Raw genomic sequence first — 15,646 nt, forward strand, 5'->3', positions numbered from 1 at the left:
TGGACGTCCCGAATGCAATTGCGTAAGGCAGGTGCTGCCCAGGAAGTTCAGGGTGCGCGATTGTACGCAAGGCAACGGAGCGTTGCAAGAGGCCGTCTATCGCGCCTTGACACCCGGGGGTGAGGGTCCTAGCATGCCGCGCAACCCTTCTGGAGCGACTGTCGCTGATGCAACCCCAAGCTTTCTACCGCGCGGTCGCGGACGATTTTAGCGCCGTCGACGGCATCATCAAGCAGCAGCTGACTTCTAAAGTGCCGCTGGTCTCCAAAATTGGCGACTATATTACGTCGGCGGGCGGCAAACGCCTGCGTCCTTTATTAGTGTTGCTGTGTGGCAAGGCCTTGGGCCGCGAAGGCGATGACCTGCGCCTGCTGGCCGCCACCATCGAATTCCTGCACACCGCCACCCTGCTGCATGACGACGTGGTCGACATGTCCGGCATGCGCCGTGGCCGTGAGACCGCCAATGCCATGTGGGGCAACGCCCCCAGCGTGTTGGTCGGCGATTTTCTGTACTCGCGCTCGTTCGAAATGATGGTCGAACTGGGCTCGATGCCGGTGATGAAGATTCTTTCACAAGCCACGCGCATCATTGCCGAAGGCGAAGTGTTGCAGCTGTCGAAGATCCGCGACGCCAGCACCACCGAAGAAACCTACATGGAAGTGATCCGCGGCAAAACCGCGATGCTCTTCGAAGCCTCCACTCACAGTGCTGCTGCCCTGTGCGGCGCCACTGCCGAACAGGCCGAAGCCCTGCGCACCTTTGGTGATCACCTGGGCGTGGCGTTCCAGTTGGTGGACGACCTGCTCGACTACAAGGGCGACGCCGAAACCCTGGGCAAGAACGTCGGTGACGACCTGGCCGAGGGCAAGCCGACCTTGCCGCTGATCTACACCATGCGCGAAGGCACGCCGGAACAGGCTGCCCTGGTGCGCAAGGCGATCCAGAAAGGCGGGATCGAAGACCTGGAGGCCATCCGCGCAGCCGTGGAAGCCTCGGGCTCTCTGGAGTACACCGCGCAACTGGCGCGTGACTACGTCGCCCGCGCCATCAAGTGCCTTGAAGCCCTGCCTGCCAGCGAATACCGGGACGCCCTGGTCGAGCTGAGTGAGTTCGCGGTCGCCCGTACGCACTGACGACGATTGATGCAGTGGGCTTGTGTGGGAGCGGGCTTGCTCGCGAAGGCGGTGGATCGGTGAGAAATATCCAGCTGATCCGCCGCCTTCGCGAGCAAGCCCGATCCCACATCTAGATCCCATTGCCAACCACTACCCGCTCGCGCTTCAAATCCCTATATAATGTGCGACTTTAGCAATTCCTGACTTTCAAGGAGCTTTAGTGAGCACGTTGCCACCCTGCCCGAAATGCAATTCCGAATACACCTACGAAGATGGCGCCCAGCTGATCTGCCCGGAATGCGCCCATGAGTGGTCCGCCAATGGCGAGGCCGAAGCAGCCGGTGATGAAACCGTGAAGAAAGACTCTGCAGGCAACGTCCTGCAAGACGGCGACACCATTACCGTGATCAAAGATCTCAAGGTCAAGGGCACTTCCCTGGTGGTCAAGGTGGGCACCAAGGTCAAAAACATCCGCCTGTGCGACGGCGATCACGATATCGATTGCAAGATCGACGGTATCGGCCCGATGAAACTCAAGTCCGAGTTTGTGCGCAAAGTCTGAATCTGCTGCCTCCATCCCGCGCCCGCCGCGGGATGGCGTTTCGCCCTCTGCGTTGATCACGCGCAATATCCACACAGAAAAACCAGGAAACCGCCAATAGGCACTTGCTATTCTACGAATAAGAATTATTCTCATTGAAACTCATCAAGGAGAACGACTCATGACTTATTTGATAGATGCCTGGCTGGACCGCCCACACCCATACCTGCGAATCCTGCATCGGGAAACCGGTGAAGTCTGTGCAGTGCTGGAAGAAGAAGCGCTGAATGAGCTGCAGGACCAGGGCGATCTGGACGTGAATGGCCTGAGTTCCAGTGAACCTGGGGTGCTGAAGGAAGTGGTGCGTAATCTGTTTCTGTTCTGCTATGCCCGAGCGTTGCGCCCGACGACTGAGGTCAATGGCAAGTTCCATCCATGAGCGAGCCAACACACAGGCCCTATGTGGGAGCTGGCTTGCCTGCGATAGCCTCAACTCGGTAAGGCGTCAGACCGAGTCGTCTGCATCGCGGGCAAGCCCGGCTCCCACATAAAGCCGATGCCAGTGCTATCAGGTCTTACAGAACGTCGAGCAGCTCGACGTCGAACACCAGAACGCTGTGCGGCGGGATGCTGCCAACGCCTTGAGCGCCGTAAGCCAGTTCGCTCGGCACGTACAGACGCCATTTGCTGCCGGCATTCATCAGTTGCAGGGCTTCGGTCCAGCCGGCGATCACGCCGCCAACCGGGAATTCTGCAGGCTGGCCGCGCTCGTAGGAGCTGTCGAACACAGTGCCGTCGATCAGGGTGCCGTGGTAGTGAGTACGCACTTGGTCTTCACGGGTCGGCTTGGCGCCTGTACCGGCAGTCAGTACTTCAAACTGCAGGCCGGAAGCCAGGGTAGTGATGCCATCACGCTTGGCATTTTCAGCCAGGAACGCCAGGCCAGCGCCAGCCGCGGCTTCAGCCTTGGCAGCCGCTTCGGCTTGCATGATTTCACGGATAACTTTGAAGCTGGCCGCCATTTGCTCTTGATCAACGCGGCTTGGCTTGCCGGCGAACGCGTCGGTCAGGCCAGCCAGGATGGCGTCGATGCTCACGCCCGGTGGCGGGTTGTCGCGCAGTTGGTCGCCCAACTGACGGCCGATACCGTAGCTGACGCGGGTTTCGTCGGTGGACAGATTAACTTCGGACATGAAGAGGCTCCGCTGTAGGGCCGTTACGAAAAACGCTGTTTTGCGTGGCGACCCTGAACTAAAAGGGCCAGCAGACTAGCACACAAGACCCGCCGATGATGAGCCCCCCGTCCCCGGCCTCTGAGGGCCGGCAGGGAATCGATTGCTCTACGGCGATGGCGACCCTTTGTCGCACCCGGATTAAAAACATTTCAGAATCCCCCGCCTGCGCCGATACAGCCCTACACACTTTGGCTGGCTCAAACAACAACACCGTCCAGCAGACACACATCATTCTTGCGGAGCATTCGATGAATAGCTGGTTCGGCAACATCAGCGTCAACCTCAAACTCGGCCTGGGCTTCGGCCTGGTGCTGGTCCTCACGTCGATCCTGGCACTGACCGGCTGGACCAGCCTGGGCAGCCTGATCGACCGCAGCAACTGGATGAGCGACATCACCCAGCTCAATGCCTCACTGACCAAGCTGCGCATCGTGCGCCTGCAGTACATGCTGGCCAATGGCGACGAAGCCGTGGCACAGAACGTACAGACCAGCCTGGACGCCTTCGCCGCCCAGCAACAGAAACTGCTGGACAGCTTCAAGAGCCCGGAAAACCTCAAGCTGCTCAACGAGCAGAAAGCCGTCATCACCGCGTACCAGCAGTCCCTGAACAAAATGCGCGAGGCCTACCGTAACGGTAACGCCGCGCGCCAGGTCATGGGCGACAAAGCCGACATCGCCAACGCACAGATCAATGCGCTGGATACCAGCGTGCAGCAGATGCCCGACAGCCCGGAGCGCTTCACCCAGTACCAGGCCGTGACTCACGCCAAGGAAGAGTTCCAGTTGGCCCGTTACGAGGTGCGCGGTTACACCAACACCGTCAATGCCGAGACCGAAGCTCGCGCCGCTGCGCAAATCGAGAAAGCCATCAGTAGTTTGAAAGACCTCAGCGCGGTGTTCGGCACCAGCCAGCAAAGCGCATTGACCTCGCTGGAAGCCGCCCTGGGCGCCTATCGCAGCGCCGTGCAGAGCTACAAGGCGGCCAACGCCAACATCGTCAGCGCCCGCGCCGAAATGACCACTCAAGGCGCCGATATCGTCACCATCAGCGACAAACTGTATGACATTCAGCTGGACCGTCGTGACGCCGAAAGTACCCAGGCCCGCAGCCTGCAACTGATCAGCACGTTGCTCGCCCTGCTGGTCGGCATCATTGCTGCGCTGGTGATCACCCGCCAAATCACTCGCCCGATCCAGGACACCCTGGCCGTGGTGGAGCGTATCGCTTCCGGCGACTTGAGCCACAACATCCAGGTGACCCGTCGTGACGAGCTGGGCGTGTTGCAACAAGGCATCCAGCGCATGGGCACCACCCTGCGTGAGTTGATCAGCGGTATTCGCGATGGCGTGACCCAGATCGCCAGCGCCGCCGAAGAGCTGTCGGCCGTAACCGAACAGACCAGTGCCGGCGTCAACAGCCAGAAGATCGAGACCGATCAAGTCGCCACGGCGATGCACGAAATGACGGCTACCGTGCAGGAAGTCGCACGCAACGCCGAGCAAGCGTCCCTGGCCGCCGCCGACGCCGACGGCCAAGCCCGCGCAGGCGACAAAGTGGTGGCCGAGGCCATCGCCCAGATCGAACGCCTGGCGGCTGAAGTGGCGCGCTCCACCGACGCCATGACGCACCTGCAGCAAGAGAGCAACAAGATCGGCAGCGTGATGGACGTGATCAAGGCCGTGGCCGAGCAAACCAACCTGCTGGCACTCAACGCCGCGATTGAAGCGGCGCGTGCCGGTGAAGCCGGTCGCGGCTTTGCCGTGGTCGCCGACGAAGTGCGTGGCCTGGCGCAGCGCACACAGAAATCCACCGAAGAAATCGAAGGCCTGGTCGCCGGCCTGCAAAACGGTACTCAGCAAGTGGCCAGCGTGATGAACAACAGCCGCAGCCTCACCGACAGCAGCGTTGAGCTGACGCGCAAGGCCGGTGTGTCGCTGGAAAACATCACCCGTACGGTGTCGAACATCCAGTCGATGAACCAGCAGATTGCAGCCGCGGCCGAGCAGCAAAGTGCCGTGGCCGAAGAGATCAGCCGCAGCATTGTGAACGTGCGTGATGTGTCCGAGCAGACCGCAACGGCGAGCGACGAAACGGCCAAGTCGAGCGTGGAACTGGCGCGTTTGGGCAGCCAATTGCAGCAGATGGTCAGCCACTTCCGGGTTTAAAAAACCAAAAAGCCGCCTCGGCCGAAACCGAGGCGGCTCCACTTCTCAGACCTTAAAAGTCATCGAAGCTGTCCCGCAGGAATGTCCACACGTGATAAACACGCAGGGCACTCACTACGAGGTTCCACGTACGTCGTGCAAACTTAGACATACTCGGCCCTCCAAGCGTTGGGCCTTACCTCCAGCGCACTTACCGGAACACGTGAGCCTTTGGACGCGGGTCAATGCGTCCTTTGAGGTGGCCGGGCTAGTGGTCCTTCCGCATCAATCCGGCACGGATTACTAGCCCGTGGCGGTCGGTCCAGAATTCGCGCGCATACCCGGCTCACCTGAAAAGCGACAAACGCAGAACGAGGAAGAGCCTAACCAACATTCCTGCCGGAGGTGTGTCCAACAGTGGTCAAACATCCAGCATTTATCGATAGATTCATTGCAAGCTTTTGCGATCAAATCTGTCCAGGGATGAAGTCCGAAAAGCGCTCCCTGCCGACCATCCTTTCCGTCTTGCGTGACGATGTGACTGGCAGGTAGTATCCACCCGCGGGTCGATGCGTCCTTTGAGATAGCAACCCCAGCCACTCACTGGGTTTGCAATAAAAAACCGCCCTACTAAGGCGGTTTTTTATTGCCTGCAATTGACCGATCAGCCCTCGCCTTCCTCGACAAACACCAGCCGATTACCAAACGGATCGCCGATGCTCATCTCCCGCGAGCCCCACGGCGTTTCTTCAACGCCAGGCTTGGCGTACCGATAATCCTTGGCCAGCAATTGCTGCTGATAGGCGTCCACGCCTTGCGCTTGAATCCGCACCGCCGACCCCGGCGACGCATCGCCATGATGCTCGGACAAATGCAGCACGCACTCACCCAACGACACCTGCAGATACAACGGGAAATTCGCTTCGAAGCGATGCTGCCAGTCGACCTTGAACCCGAGGAAGTCGACGTAGAATTCCAACGCTTTGGCTTCGTCGAATATCCGCAGAATGGGGGTGACTTTTCCTAAGTGCATGACGACAGCTCCGTGTATGAAAGCGCCCACTATAGAGTCGAAAACCCACCACGCAAATCCCCATTGCGCGCCAAAAACCGCCCTGCCCGCTGACCATTGGCCTGCCCATCGCTGTAGCTCAACACGCCATTGATCCACACGCCATCAATGCCTTCAGCCGCGCGTTGTGGCGCCTTGAAGTCCGCCACGTCACGCACCCGCAATGGGTCGAACAACACCAGGTCAGCCCAATACCCTTGACGAATTTCGCCACGCTCGGCCAAGCCAAAGCGCGCCGCCGACAGCCCGGTCATCTTGTGCACTGCCGTGTGCAGCGGGAACAACCCCACGTCCCGGCTGAAATGCCCCAACACCCGTGGAAACGCGCCCCACAAGCGTGGATGCGGGAACGGGTCTTCCGGCAAGCCATCAGAGCCCACCATCGACAGCGGATGCGCGAGGATGCGTCGTACATCCTCCTCATCCATCCCGTAGTACACCGCCCCCGCCGGTTGCAGGCGACGTGCTGCGTCCAGCAGCGAAACGTCCCACTCGGCGGCAATATCCTGCAAGTCGCGCCCGCCGACTTCCGGGTGCGGCGTCGACCAGGTGATGGTGATGCGAAACGCATCGGTGACCTGCTTGAGGTCCAGGGTCGAAGAGCTGGCCGCATAGGGATAGCAATCACAGCCCACCGGGTGGGTTTTTGCAGCCAGTTCCAGCGACGCCAATAGCTGTGGACTGCGTCCCCAGTTGCCTGCTCCGGCACACTTGAGGTGGGAAATAATCACCGGTGCCTTGGCGTGTCGGCCAATCAAAAACGCTTCGTCCATCGCCTCCAGCACGGGCTCGAACTCGCTGCGCAAATGCGTGGTGTACACCGCACCAAACGCCGTCAGTTCTTCACTGAGTTGCAGCACTTCATCGGTCTGGGCATTAAACGCGCTGGCGTAGGCCAGGCCTGTGGATAAACCCAGCGCGCCAGCCTCAAGACTTGCTCGCAACTGCACACGCATGGCACCGATTTCATCCGGCGTGGCGGTGCGGTGCAGGTCGTCCATATGGTTGCTGCGCAGCGCCGTATGGCCGATCAACGCCGCGACGTTGACCGCCGGATGAGCGCTTTCTACAGCAGCGCGGTAATCGGCAAACCGCGGGTAAGCGAACGCCTCACGCGTGCCCAGCAGGTTCATCGGGTCCGGCGGATCACTACGTAAACTCACCGGCGAGGCGCTGATGCCGCAGTTGCCGACAATCACCGTGGTCACGCCCTGGCTGAGTTTGGGCAGCATCTGCGGATGGCGGATCACCACCGTGTCGTCGTGGGTGTGCACGTCAATAAACCCCGGCGCCAGAACACGCCCCTGCGCCTCGATCTCATGCTCGGCCTGCGCAGTCGCCAGGTCGCCGATTGTCTCGATACGCCCGTCACGCAGCCCTACATCGGCGACATAACCTGGTGTGTTGCTGCCATCAATGATCAGCGCCTGGCGAATCAGCGTGTCGTACTTCATATCAATCTCCAAGCGGCAGGCTATCGGGGCCGCCGCGATAATCGTCCAGGGCCAGCTTGATCCGGCGCAGGCGTTCCTGGTTCTCGTCCGGCATGACCAGCGCCAGCTCGGTGGCGAGCAGGTCGATGGCCAACAGCATTCCGTAGCGCGCCGCGGTGGGCTTGTAGATAAAACTGGTTTCGGCCGGCTGCAGCGGCAACAACACGTCCGCCAGCTGCGCCAGCGGTGAATCGGCCAAGGTGATGGCGACGATGGGCGCATCGTAATTGCGCGCCAGCCTCACCACGTCCAACAACTCGGGCGTGAGGCCAGAGAGCGAGCACACGATCAGCGCCTGCTCAGGGCCCAAGGTCGCGGCGGTGACGCGCATCATCACCGGGTCGCGGCAAGCGGCAATCGGGTAACCCAGGCGCACCAGTCGCACTTGCAACTCTTCACTGCACAGGCTCGACGGGCCGCCCATGCCGAATGAGTGAATCATCCGCGCCTTGCCCAACAGGCTGACGGCATCGACAAAACTCGCCTGGTTGAACCCCGACAGATGCTGACGCAAGGTCAATTCGATATCGCCGAGAATCTGCCGATGAAACGCCGACTGCTCCGGCAACCCCGCCGGGTCCAGGAAGCGACTGCCCACCCCGCTGGCCTGGGCCAGTTGCAAGCGTAAATCGCGCAAGTCGCGGCAGCCGACGCTGCGGGCAAACCGCGACAAGGTCGCCGTGCTGACTTCGGCGCGTTGGGACAACTCCTCCAGGCTGGCCGACGCGGCGAAGCCCACGTCATCGAGCATCAGCTTGGCGATACGCCCTTCACCGGCGCTGAAAGAGTCCTGGCGGGCGCGGATCTGGTAGAGGATGTCCATCGGGGCTCCGGATTACACAATGAGGCTCATAAAACAAGTGACAGACCGTATGTCAGACCGAACGCGACCACCGAGATCAACGTCTCCAGCACGGTCCAGGTCTTGAAGGTCTGGATCACCGTCATATTGAAGTATTCCTTGATCAGCCAGAAGCCGCCGTCGTTGACGTGGGAAAAGATCACCGAACCCGCGCCAGTCGCCAGCACCAGCAACTCAGGGTGTGGATAACCCAGGCCCATGGCGACGGGCGCGACCACACCGGAGGCCGTGGTCATGGCCACGGTGGCCGAGCCGGTGGCGATGCGCATCAGCGCAGCAAACAACCAGCCCATCACCAGCGGCGACAGATGGAAGGCGTGGGCCAGGCCGAGAATTTCATTGGTGACGCCCGCGTCCACCAAAATGCGATTCAAGCCACCACCGGCGCCCACCAGCAAGGTGATACTGGCGGTCGGCGCCAGGCATTCATTGGTGAACTTGAGGATCGCCTCGCGGTTGAAACCCTGGGCCAGGCCCAAGGTCCAGAAGCTCACCAACGTCGCGACCAACAGTGCGATCACCGAGTTGCCGATAAACAGCAGGAACTGGTTAAAGCCAGTACCGGGTGTAGAAATCACATTGGCCCAGCCGCCGATCATCATCAGCACCACCGGCAACAGGATGGTACCCATGGTCAGGGTAAAGCTCGGCAAACGGGTGCGCGGCTCGCGCTCGATAAACTGGCGCTCCAGCGGGTTCTGCGCCGGCAGGTCAATACGCGGCACGATGAACTTCGCGTACAGCGGGCCGGCGATGATGGCCGTGGGAATACCGATCAAAATTGCATACAGCACGGTCTGCCCAACCGAGGCGTTATACGCCAGCACCGCCATCATCGCCGCCGGGTGCGGCGGCACCAGCGCATGCACCACCGACAAACCGGCGACCATCGGCAAGCCGACCATCAGAATCGACACGCCCACACGTCGCGCCACGGTAAAGGCAATCGGCACCAGCAACACAAAACCGACCTCGAAAAACAGCGGCAGCCCCACCAGGAAGGCAATACACACCATCGCCCAGTGCGCATTGCGCTCGCCGAAGCGGTTGATCAGCGTGCGCGCCACCTGCTCGGCGCCGCCGGACTCGGCCATCATCTTGCCGAGCATGGTGCCCAGCGCCACCACCAGGGCAATGTGCCCCAGGGTTTTACCCACGCCCGCCTCGTACGAGCCCATGATGGTGTCCGCCGGCATGCCGGCCATCAGCGCCAGGCCAATGGACACCAAGGTGATGACGATAAACGGGTTGAGTCGGTAACGTGCGATCAGCACGATCAATGCAATGATGGCGATGGCAGCGTATGCCAACAGCCCCAAGCCCAGTGGTGCGGCCATGCGGTACTCCTTGGAAAGGGTCACGTCGAATTGGTTGTGAAACTCATAAATCATTCCTCGATTAAATTTTCAATTTCTATGAAAGTAATTTTCGCCCACGGATAAGTGCTGTCGCTTGGGGACATGCACAGCGCCAGCCAATGAAAATCCGAGGGGTGTTCTTACATGAAGTTTTTGCCGTGCCGAAACTCAACCGTAAGGGCCGAGTCTGAGAGGGCAGCCCTACCGTCGATCAGGAATCCCGACAATGAATCGCAAGACCCTGCTTGTTCCTTTCGCCGCCAGCGCGCTGTTGCTGGCGTTCTGCAGCAGCGCCTCGGCCGCCGAGAATGCGGCGCTGAAAAAATGCATGGACAGCGCCAACACCACCGTCGACATGGTCAATTGCAACGTCAAGGAAACCAAGATTCAGGACGATCGCCTGAACAAAGCCTATAAAACCGCCCTGGCCGCTCAGGAAGGCGATCGCAAGCAGAAGCTGCAGGACGTGCAGCGCCTGTGGCTCAAATACCGTGACGCCAATTGCGCCTTCGCAGGCTCAGCCACCGGCGGCACCATCGATCAGGTCAATGGCTCCGGCTGCGTGCTGGACATGACCCAGACCCGCGCACAGGAACTCGAAGACCTGGTCGGGCCGTGATCAGTTACTCATGATGAACGCGCGCACGCTTTAACAGCTTCTTGCAGCGCTCGGACAAATGCAGCACCCGCAGATGTTTGCCGGCCTTGCTGTAGCGCTCTCGCAAGGTCATCAGCGCGGCAATCGCCGAGTAGTCAACAAAGCTCAGGTGACGGCAATCCAGCGTTACCTGAGCCGGGTCGTTGGCCGGGTCGAACTGGTTCAGAAACGGCGTGGTCGAGGCAAAGAACAACGTGCCATGCAGGCGGTACAGCTTGCTGCCGTCGGCCTCCAGATGTTCATCGGCATACAGCTCGCGCGCCTGTTGCCAGGCGAAGTTCAGCGCCGCAATCACAATGCCGCACAGCACGGCCGTGGCCAGGTCGGTAAACACGGTAATCACCGTCACCGCCAGAATCACCAGCACATCATTGACCGGCACTTTGTTGATCACCCGCAACGACGCCCAGGCGAAGGTCTGCTGCGACACCACAAACATCACGCCCACCAGCGCCGCCAGCGGAATCCGCTCGATCAGCGGCGACAGAAACAAAATGAACAACAGGATCATCACCCCGGCAAACACCCCGGAGAAGCGCCCGCGCCCGCCGGAGCTCAAGTTGATCACGGTTTGCCCGATCATCGCGCAACCGCCCATGCCGCCGAACAGGCCCGAGACCATATTCGCCGCGCCCAGGGCCACGCTTTCGCGGTCAGGGTAGCCACGGGTCTCGGTGATTTCGTCGGTGAGGTTCAAGGTCAGCAGGGTTTCCAGCAGGCCGACCATCGCCATCAGGAACGCATAGGGCGCGATGATGCCGAGGGTTTCCAGGGTCCAGGGAATTTGCGGCAGCGCGAAGGTCGGCAGGCCACCGGCGATGTGCGCCATGTCGCCCAGTGTGCGGGTGGGCAGGCCAAGCAGGTACACCGCCAAACCGACGCCGAGGATTGCCACCAGCGCGGGCGGCACGGCGCGCGTCAGGCGCGGCAGCAAATAGACAATCGCCATGGTCACCGCCACCAGGCCGATCATTACGTATAACGGCGTGCCGCTGAGCCAGCTTTCGCCGCTTTTGAAATGTTCCAGTTGCGCCAAGGCGATGATGATCGCCAGGCCGTTGACGAAACCGAGCATCACCGGGTGCGGCACCATGCGCACCAGCTTGCCCAGGCGCAACACGCCGAACGCGACCATGATCAGCCCGCCCAGCAACACCGTGGCCAACAAGTACTCCACGCCGTGTTGCACCACCAGCGCGACGATCACCACCGCCATCGAACCGGCGGCCCCCGAGACCATGCCGGGCCGGCCACCGAATAACGCGGTAAGGGTGCAAATGATAAAGGCCCCGTAGAGCCCCATCAGCGGGTTGAGGTGGGCGACCAAGGCAAAGGCGATGCATTCGGGCAGCAGCGCAAAGGACGTGGTGAGGCCGGCCAGGGCATCGGCGCGCAGACGAGTGAGGTTCATGAGGTACCAGGGCGTTGCGGGGAATAAGGCGGGGAATGGTACGGAATTGCGCGAGGTGGGGCCAGCGCTGGGTAAACCAGATAAACCGAGTCGCCCCTTTCGCGAGCAAGCCCGCTCCCACACTTGACCGCGTTCCAACAGTGGAATGCAGTCAAATGTGGGAGCGGGCTTGCTCGCGAAGGCCGCACCGCGGTGCTAAGCGAACATCACACCATTTCGTTGCGAATCCACTCAACCACCGACGTACGCTTCGGCGCCCAGCCCAGCAGTTCACGGGCATGCTTGCCACGCACGCGGCTGTTGGAGCCCAGGCCATAGTTGGCCATTTCATAGCCCCACTCGGCTTCAGCCTCCGCCAACGGCCAATCCTGCGGCTTGCCCAGCTTCAACGCTTCGGCAATAGCAGTGGTCATGTCGACAAACGCCGCTTCACCGCTTTCCACAAAGTAGAAGGTGCCCGGCACATTCTTCTCAAGCGCCAGCAGATACAGCGCTACCACGTCTTCGATGTGCACGTTGGACCAGATGTTCTGCCCAGTGCCCACATGGCGCACCACGCCACTTTTGCGCGCCTGCTTGAGCAGCCGCGGCAATTGCACGCTGTCACGCTTCACGCCCAGGCTGTGGCCATAAATCAGGGTGTTGCAGATCACCGCCGAATTCACGCCGTCTTTGGCCGCCGCCAGAATCAGGTTATCGATGGCCACGCGCGCAGCCTTGTCGACGGTCGGCTCCGGCAGGTTGTCTTCAAAGTAGATGACATCGCTGGCCTTACCGCCCGACGCATCGCCAACGATGCTCGAACCGCTGGTGTGCAGGAAGGGCTTGTTCGAACCCTTCAAGGCGGCCAGCAAGGTTTCCACGCCAGCGCGATGGTCGCTGCTGGCGGCGTTGATAACTGCATCGGCCTTCGAAGCCTGCTCGGTCAACACGGCCGACTCATCCAGGGTGCCGATCACGGGGGTGATGCCCAGAGCTTTCATCTCAGCGGCTTGCTCGGCGCTGCGCACCATGCCGGTAACGGTGTGGCCAGCCTTGACCAGGCCAGTGGCGAGGGAGCCGCCGATAAAACCCGCTGCGCCGGTAACGAATACATTCATGGAGTGTGCTCCTGACGGGGTAAGTGATGGGTCCAGTATCGAGGACTCACCCCTGTCGAATAAGACCGTATTGCCCAATTCAATCTTGCGCACAGGTCACGAATCAGCAGGCATACCGCGCCAGCTTGGCCTGAATGAAGTCCAGGAAACACTGGATGCGCAACGCCAATTGCGAGTTGCGATAGAACACTGCGTGGATCGGCTGACGATAACCACTGTTAAACGCCTCCAGCACCGGCACCAGCCGCCCGGCATTGATGTCTTCGACCGTCATGAAGTTCGACAGGCAGCAAATGCCCTGCCCTTCCAGCGCCAACTGGCGCAGGGTTTCGCCACTGGAGGCAGCGATGCTCGGCTGGATCAGCCAACGGTCGCCTTCCACATGGCGCAACGGCCAATGGTTGAGGGTTTCGGTCTGGGTGAAGCCCAGCAACGTGTGGTCCGCCAACTCGGCCACCGTCGTGGGCGTGCCGTGTTGCTTGAGGTAGTCGGGGCTGGCGAGGATATGCAGCGGCGTGCAGCCAAGGGAACGGGCATGCAACGTGGAGTCGGCCAGGGCGCCGATACGGATGGCAATGTCGGTGCTCTGTTCCAGCAGGTCGATAATCAAGTCATCGCTGTTCAGCTCCAGCTGGATGTCCGGGTAGAGGCTGCGAAACTCGGCGATGTACGGCACGATCCCGTGCAGCATGAAGGGCACGGCGGCATTGATGCGCAGCCGCCCGGCCGGGTTTTTCTGGCGCGACGACAGGCGCTCTTCCAGATCATCCATCTGCGCCAGGATCACCTTGGCCTGCTCGAAGAAGTACTTGCCCTCTTCGGTCAGGTCCATGCGCCGCGTGGTGCGGTTGATCAGCGTGGTGTCGAGCTTGGCTTCCAGGCGCGACAAGGTGCGGCTGACCGCCGATGGCGTCTGCCCGACCTGCTCCGCCGCGGCGGAAATCGAACCGCACTCAATCACGCTGACGAAGATCTGTAACTCATCGGATCGGGCTTTCACAGGCTGTCCTTCTTGATCGGTGGGTAGCAGCTTACACCGACAGGTTAAACACCTGCGCCAGATGCTGCTCGTAGCGCGCCACGTCCGCCTCGATGGCCGGGCGTTTCATCACGTCCACGCACAGGAAGGTCGGCAGGCCGGTCATGCCGAGGAACTCGTTGGCCTTGTGGAACGGGAAGTACACCGCGTCCACGCCCTTGGCTTCGAAGAAGTCCGTCGGGTCGTCGAAGGCTTGCTGCGGCGCGTTCCAGGTCAACGACAACATGTACTGTTTGCCCTGGACCAGACCACCGCTGCCGTATTTTTGCGACGCATCGGCACGCGTGCGGCCATCGCTGGCATACAGGCTGCCGTGGCCTTCGGTGAAGACTTCATCGATGTACTTTTTGACGATCCATGGCGCGCCCATCCACCAGCCGGGCATCTGGTAGATGATCACATCGGCCCAGAGGAATTTGGCGACCTCTTCGGCCACGTCGTAGCCTTCGTCGATGTGGGTGACTTTGACGTCTATACCGCCACGGTCCAGCACCGCCACGGCGGCTTCATGCAGGGTGGCGTTATAGCGGCCGTCGGAATGGGCGAATTTCTTGCCGCCGTTGAGCAGGAGTACTTTTTTCATGGGAAGGAATCCAAAGGGCTGAAAATGTCTGCCGGCAGGCTATCGACATTCAACCCTTGGAATAAGCAGCAGTGCGGCAAAATACATTTGACCCAAACGCACGAATAACGCCGCACTCTTGATTTAACCACTGATCAGCAAATGACCGCCCAACAGCGCCATGCCGATAAAAAATACCCGTTTGAACAGCACCGCGCTGATGCGCTGACGCAGTGCCTGGCCCAGCCACATGCCCAACAGCGCAGGCACCAGGGCCAGTAGGGAGGCATTCATTTCGCCGCCGCCGAGGGTGCCACGCCACGCCAGCCCCGCCGCCAGCGCCAACGTGGAAACGGTGAACGACAGCCCCAGCGCCTGCACCAACTGATCACGGTTCAAGCCCAAGGCTTGCAGATACGGCACGGCGGGAATCACGAACACGCCGGTGGCCGAGGTGATGATGCCGGTGACCAGCCCGCACACCGGACCCAGCCAGCGCTCGGTGTGAGGCTGCACCGTGAACGTGGGCAGAAACAACCCACTCAACGCATACATCAGCAGCGCGCCCCCCAACGCGCGAACGACCCAATGGCCGCCGTCCATGCCCAGCCATAGCGTGCCGAGCCCGGTGCCGAGGAAAATCAGCACCAGCATCGGCCACAGGCGTTTGAGCAACGCGCTCAAGTGGCCGCCGAATGCCAGTTGCCAGAGGTTGGTCACCGTTGAGGGAATGATCAGCAATGCCGCAGCCTGCGCCGGAAGCATAGCCAGGCCGAGCATGCCCATGGCCACGGTGGGCAGGCCCAGGCCAATCACGCCTTTGACGGTGCCGGCCAGCAGGAAGGTGCCGATAACCAATAGGGTCAGGGCCGCGCCGAGGTTTTGGTAGTACGCCAGGAAGGTAGTCATGGGGGGATTGTGCGACGTTAAGGCGGTTATGAAAATTCGCCATATACTGAGGCAGCCTCTTGTTTTGCGTGAGGCTCAGATCGCTATCGCAGGCAAGCCAGCTCCCACATTTGAGCTGTGTTCACAAATCTAAATGTGGGA

The 15,646-nt window shown here is 60.8% G+C and carries 14 protein-coding genes and 2 pseudogenes; 6 read left to right on the top strand and 10 right to left on the bottom strand.

All coding sequences use genetic code 11. The features are described 5' to 3' along the window. The first annotated feature begins 167 nt into the window (after positions 1 to 167). From FPT15_RS21170 to FPT15_RS21185, 3 genes are all read left to right on the top strand, one after another. A complete protein-coding gene (locus FPT15_RS21170; protein WP_145164326.1) occupies positions 168 to 1,136 on the top strand; it encodes a polyprenyl synthetase family protein in 969 nt (322 codons plus the stop codon). Positions 1,137 to 1,338: 202 nt separating this feature from the next. Continuing rightward, positions 1,339 to 1,680 (top strand): zinc ribbon domain-containing protein YjdM, encoded by a 342-nt coding sequence (locus FPT15_RS21180; RefSeq protein ID WP_145164330.1) that lies wholly within the window; start codon positions 1,339 to 1,341, stop codon positions 1,678 to 1,680. A gap of 160 nt (positions 1,681 to 1,840) precedes the next feature. After that, positions 1,841 to 2,098 (top strand): hypothetical protein, encoded by a 258-nt coding sequence (locus FPT15_RS21185; RefSeq protein WP_145164332.1) that lies wholly within the window; start codon positions 1,841 to 1,843, stop codon positions 2,096 to 2,098. 136 nt (positions 2,099 to 2,234) lie between these two features. On the opposite strand, the gene FPT15_RS21190 is transcribed toward FPT15_RS21185, so the two are convergent. Beyond that, the gene (locus FPT15_RS21190) at positions 2,235 to 2,852 is read right to left on the bottom strand and encodes an FKBP-type peptidyl-prolyl cis-trans isomerase (protein ID WP_106578202.1); all 618 of its coding nucleotides are present in this window, start codon (positions 2,850 to 2,852) and stop codon (positions 2,235 to 2,237) included. Positions 2,853 to 3,142: 290 nt separating this feature from the next. On the opposite strand from FPT15_RS21190, the pseudogene FPT15_RS30425 reads away from it, so the two are divergent. Beyond that, positions 3,143 to 4,159, top strand: a pseudogene (locus tag FPT15_RS30425) (methyl-accepting chemotaxis protein); the annotation flags it as partial. 309 nt (positions 4,160 to 4,468) lie between these two features. Further along, positions 4,469 to 5,062, top strand: a pseudogene (locus tag FPT15_RS30430) (methyl-accepting chemotaxis protein); the annotation flags it as partial. 643 nt (positions 5,063 to 5,705) lie between these two features. On the opposite strand, the gene FPT15_RS21200 reads toward FPT15_RS30430, so the two are convergent. Genes FPT15_RS21200 through FPT15_RS21215 form a run of 4 tightly spaced genes read right to left on the bottom strand, consistent with a single transcriptional unit; the run spans position 5,706 to position 9,805 of the window. Beyond that, entirely contained in the window at positions 5,706 to 6,074 is a 369-nt protein-coding gene (locus FPT15_RS21200) for a glyoxalase superfamily protein (protein ID WP_106578200.1), read from the bottom strand. Between the two features lie 29 nt (positions 6,075 to 6,103). Continuing rightward, the gene (locus FPT15_RS21205; RefSeq protein WP_145164336.1) at positions 6,104 to 7,567 is read right to left on the bottom strand and encodes an amidohydrolase family protein; all 1,464 of its coding nucleotides are present in this window, start codon (positions 7,565 to 7,567) and stop codon (positions 6,104 to 6,106) included. Position 7,568: 1 nt separating this feature from the next. Next, entirely contained in the window at positions 7,569 to 8,429 is an 861-nt protein-coding gene (locus tag FPT15_RS21210) for a MurR/RpiR family transcriptional regulator (protein ID WP_145164338.1), read from the bottom strand. Positions 8,430 to 8,455: 26 nt separating this feature from the next. Continuing rightward, complete coding sequence (locus FPT15_RS21215; protein WP_256676504.1) at positions 8,456 to 9,805, bottom strand: gluconate:H+ symporter; 1,350 nt, start codon at positions 9,803 to 9,805, stop codon at positions 8,456 to 8,458. Between the two features lie 247 nt (positions 9,806 to 10,052). Between FPT15_RS21215 and FPT15_RS21220 the strand changes: the two genes are divergently transcribed. Further along, entirely contained in the window at positions 10,053 to 10,445 is a 393-nt protein-coding gene (locus FPT15_RS21220) for a lysozyme inhibitor LprI family protein (protein WP_145164342.1), read from the top strand. Positions 10,446 to 10,449: 4 nt separating this feature from the next. Here FPT15_RS21220 and FPT15_RS21225 read toward each other — a convergent pair whose 3' ends face one another. From FPT15_RS21225 to FPT15_RS21250, 5 genes are all read right to left on the bottom strand, one after another. After that, positions 10,450 to 11,895 (bottom strand): SulP family inorganic anion transporter, encoded by a 1,446-nt coding sequence (locus FPT15_RS21225; protein WP_145164344.1) that lies wholly within the window; start codon positions 11,893 to 11,895, stop codon positions 10,450 to 10,452. Positions 11,896 to 12,101: 206 nt separating this feature from the next. Further along, positions 12,102 to 12,995, bottom strand: coding sequence for an NAD-dependent epimerase/dehydratase family protein (locus FPT15_RS21235; RefSeq protein ID WP_145164348.1), 894 nt, complete (start codon positions 12,993 to 12,995; stop codon positions 12,102 to 12,104). A gap of 103 nt (positions 12,996 to 13,098) precedes the next feature. After that, positions 13,099 to 13,995, bottom strand: a complete 897-nt coding sequence (locus tag FPT15_RS21240) for a LysR family transcriptional regulator (RefSeq protein ID WP_145164350.1) — start codon at positions 13,993 to 13,995, stop codon at positions 13,099 to 13,101. Positions 13,996 to 14,026: 31 nt separating this feature from the next. Continuing rightward, positions 14,027 to 14,617, bottom strand: a complete 591-nt coding sequence (locus FPT15_RS21245) for an NAD(P)H-dependent oxidoreductase (protein ID WP_145164352.1) — start codon at positions 14,615 to 14,617, stop codon at positions 14,027 to 14,029. A gap of 123 nt (positions 14,618 to 14,740) precedes the next feature. Then, a complete protein-coding gene (locus FPT15_RS21250) occupies positions 14,741 to 15,505 on the bottom strand; it encodes a sulfite exporter TauE/SafE family protein (protein WP_145164354.1) in 765 nt (254 codons plus the stop codon). Positions 15,506 to 15,646: the final 141 nt, after the last annotated feature.

It is taken from the genome of Pseudomonas sp. RGB, assembly GCF_007713445.1.
Taxonomy (GTDB): Bacteria; Pseudomonadota; Gammaproteobacteria; order Pseudomonadales; family Pseudomonadaceae; genus Aquipseudomonas.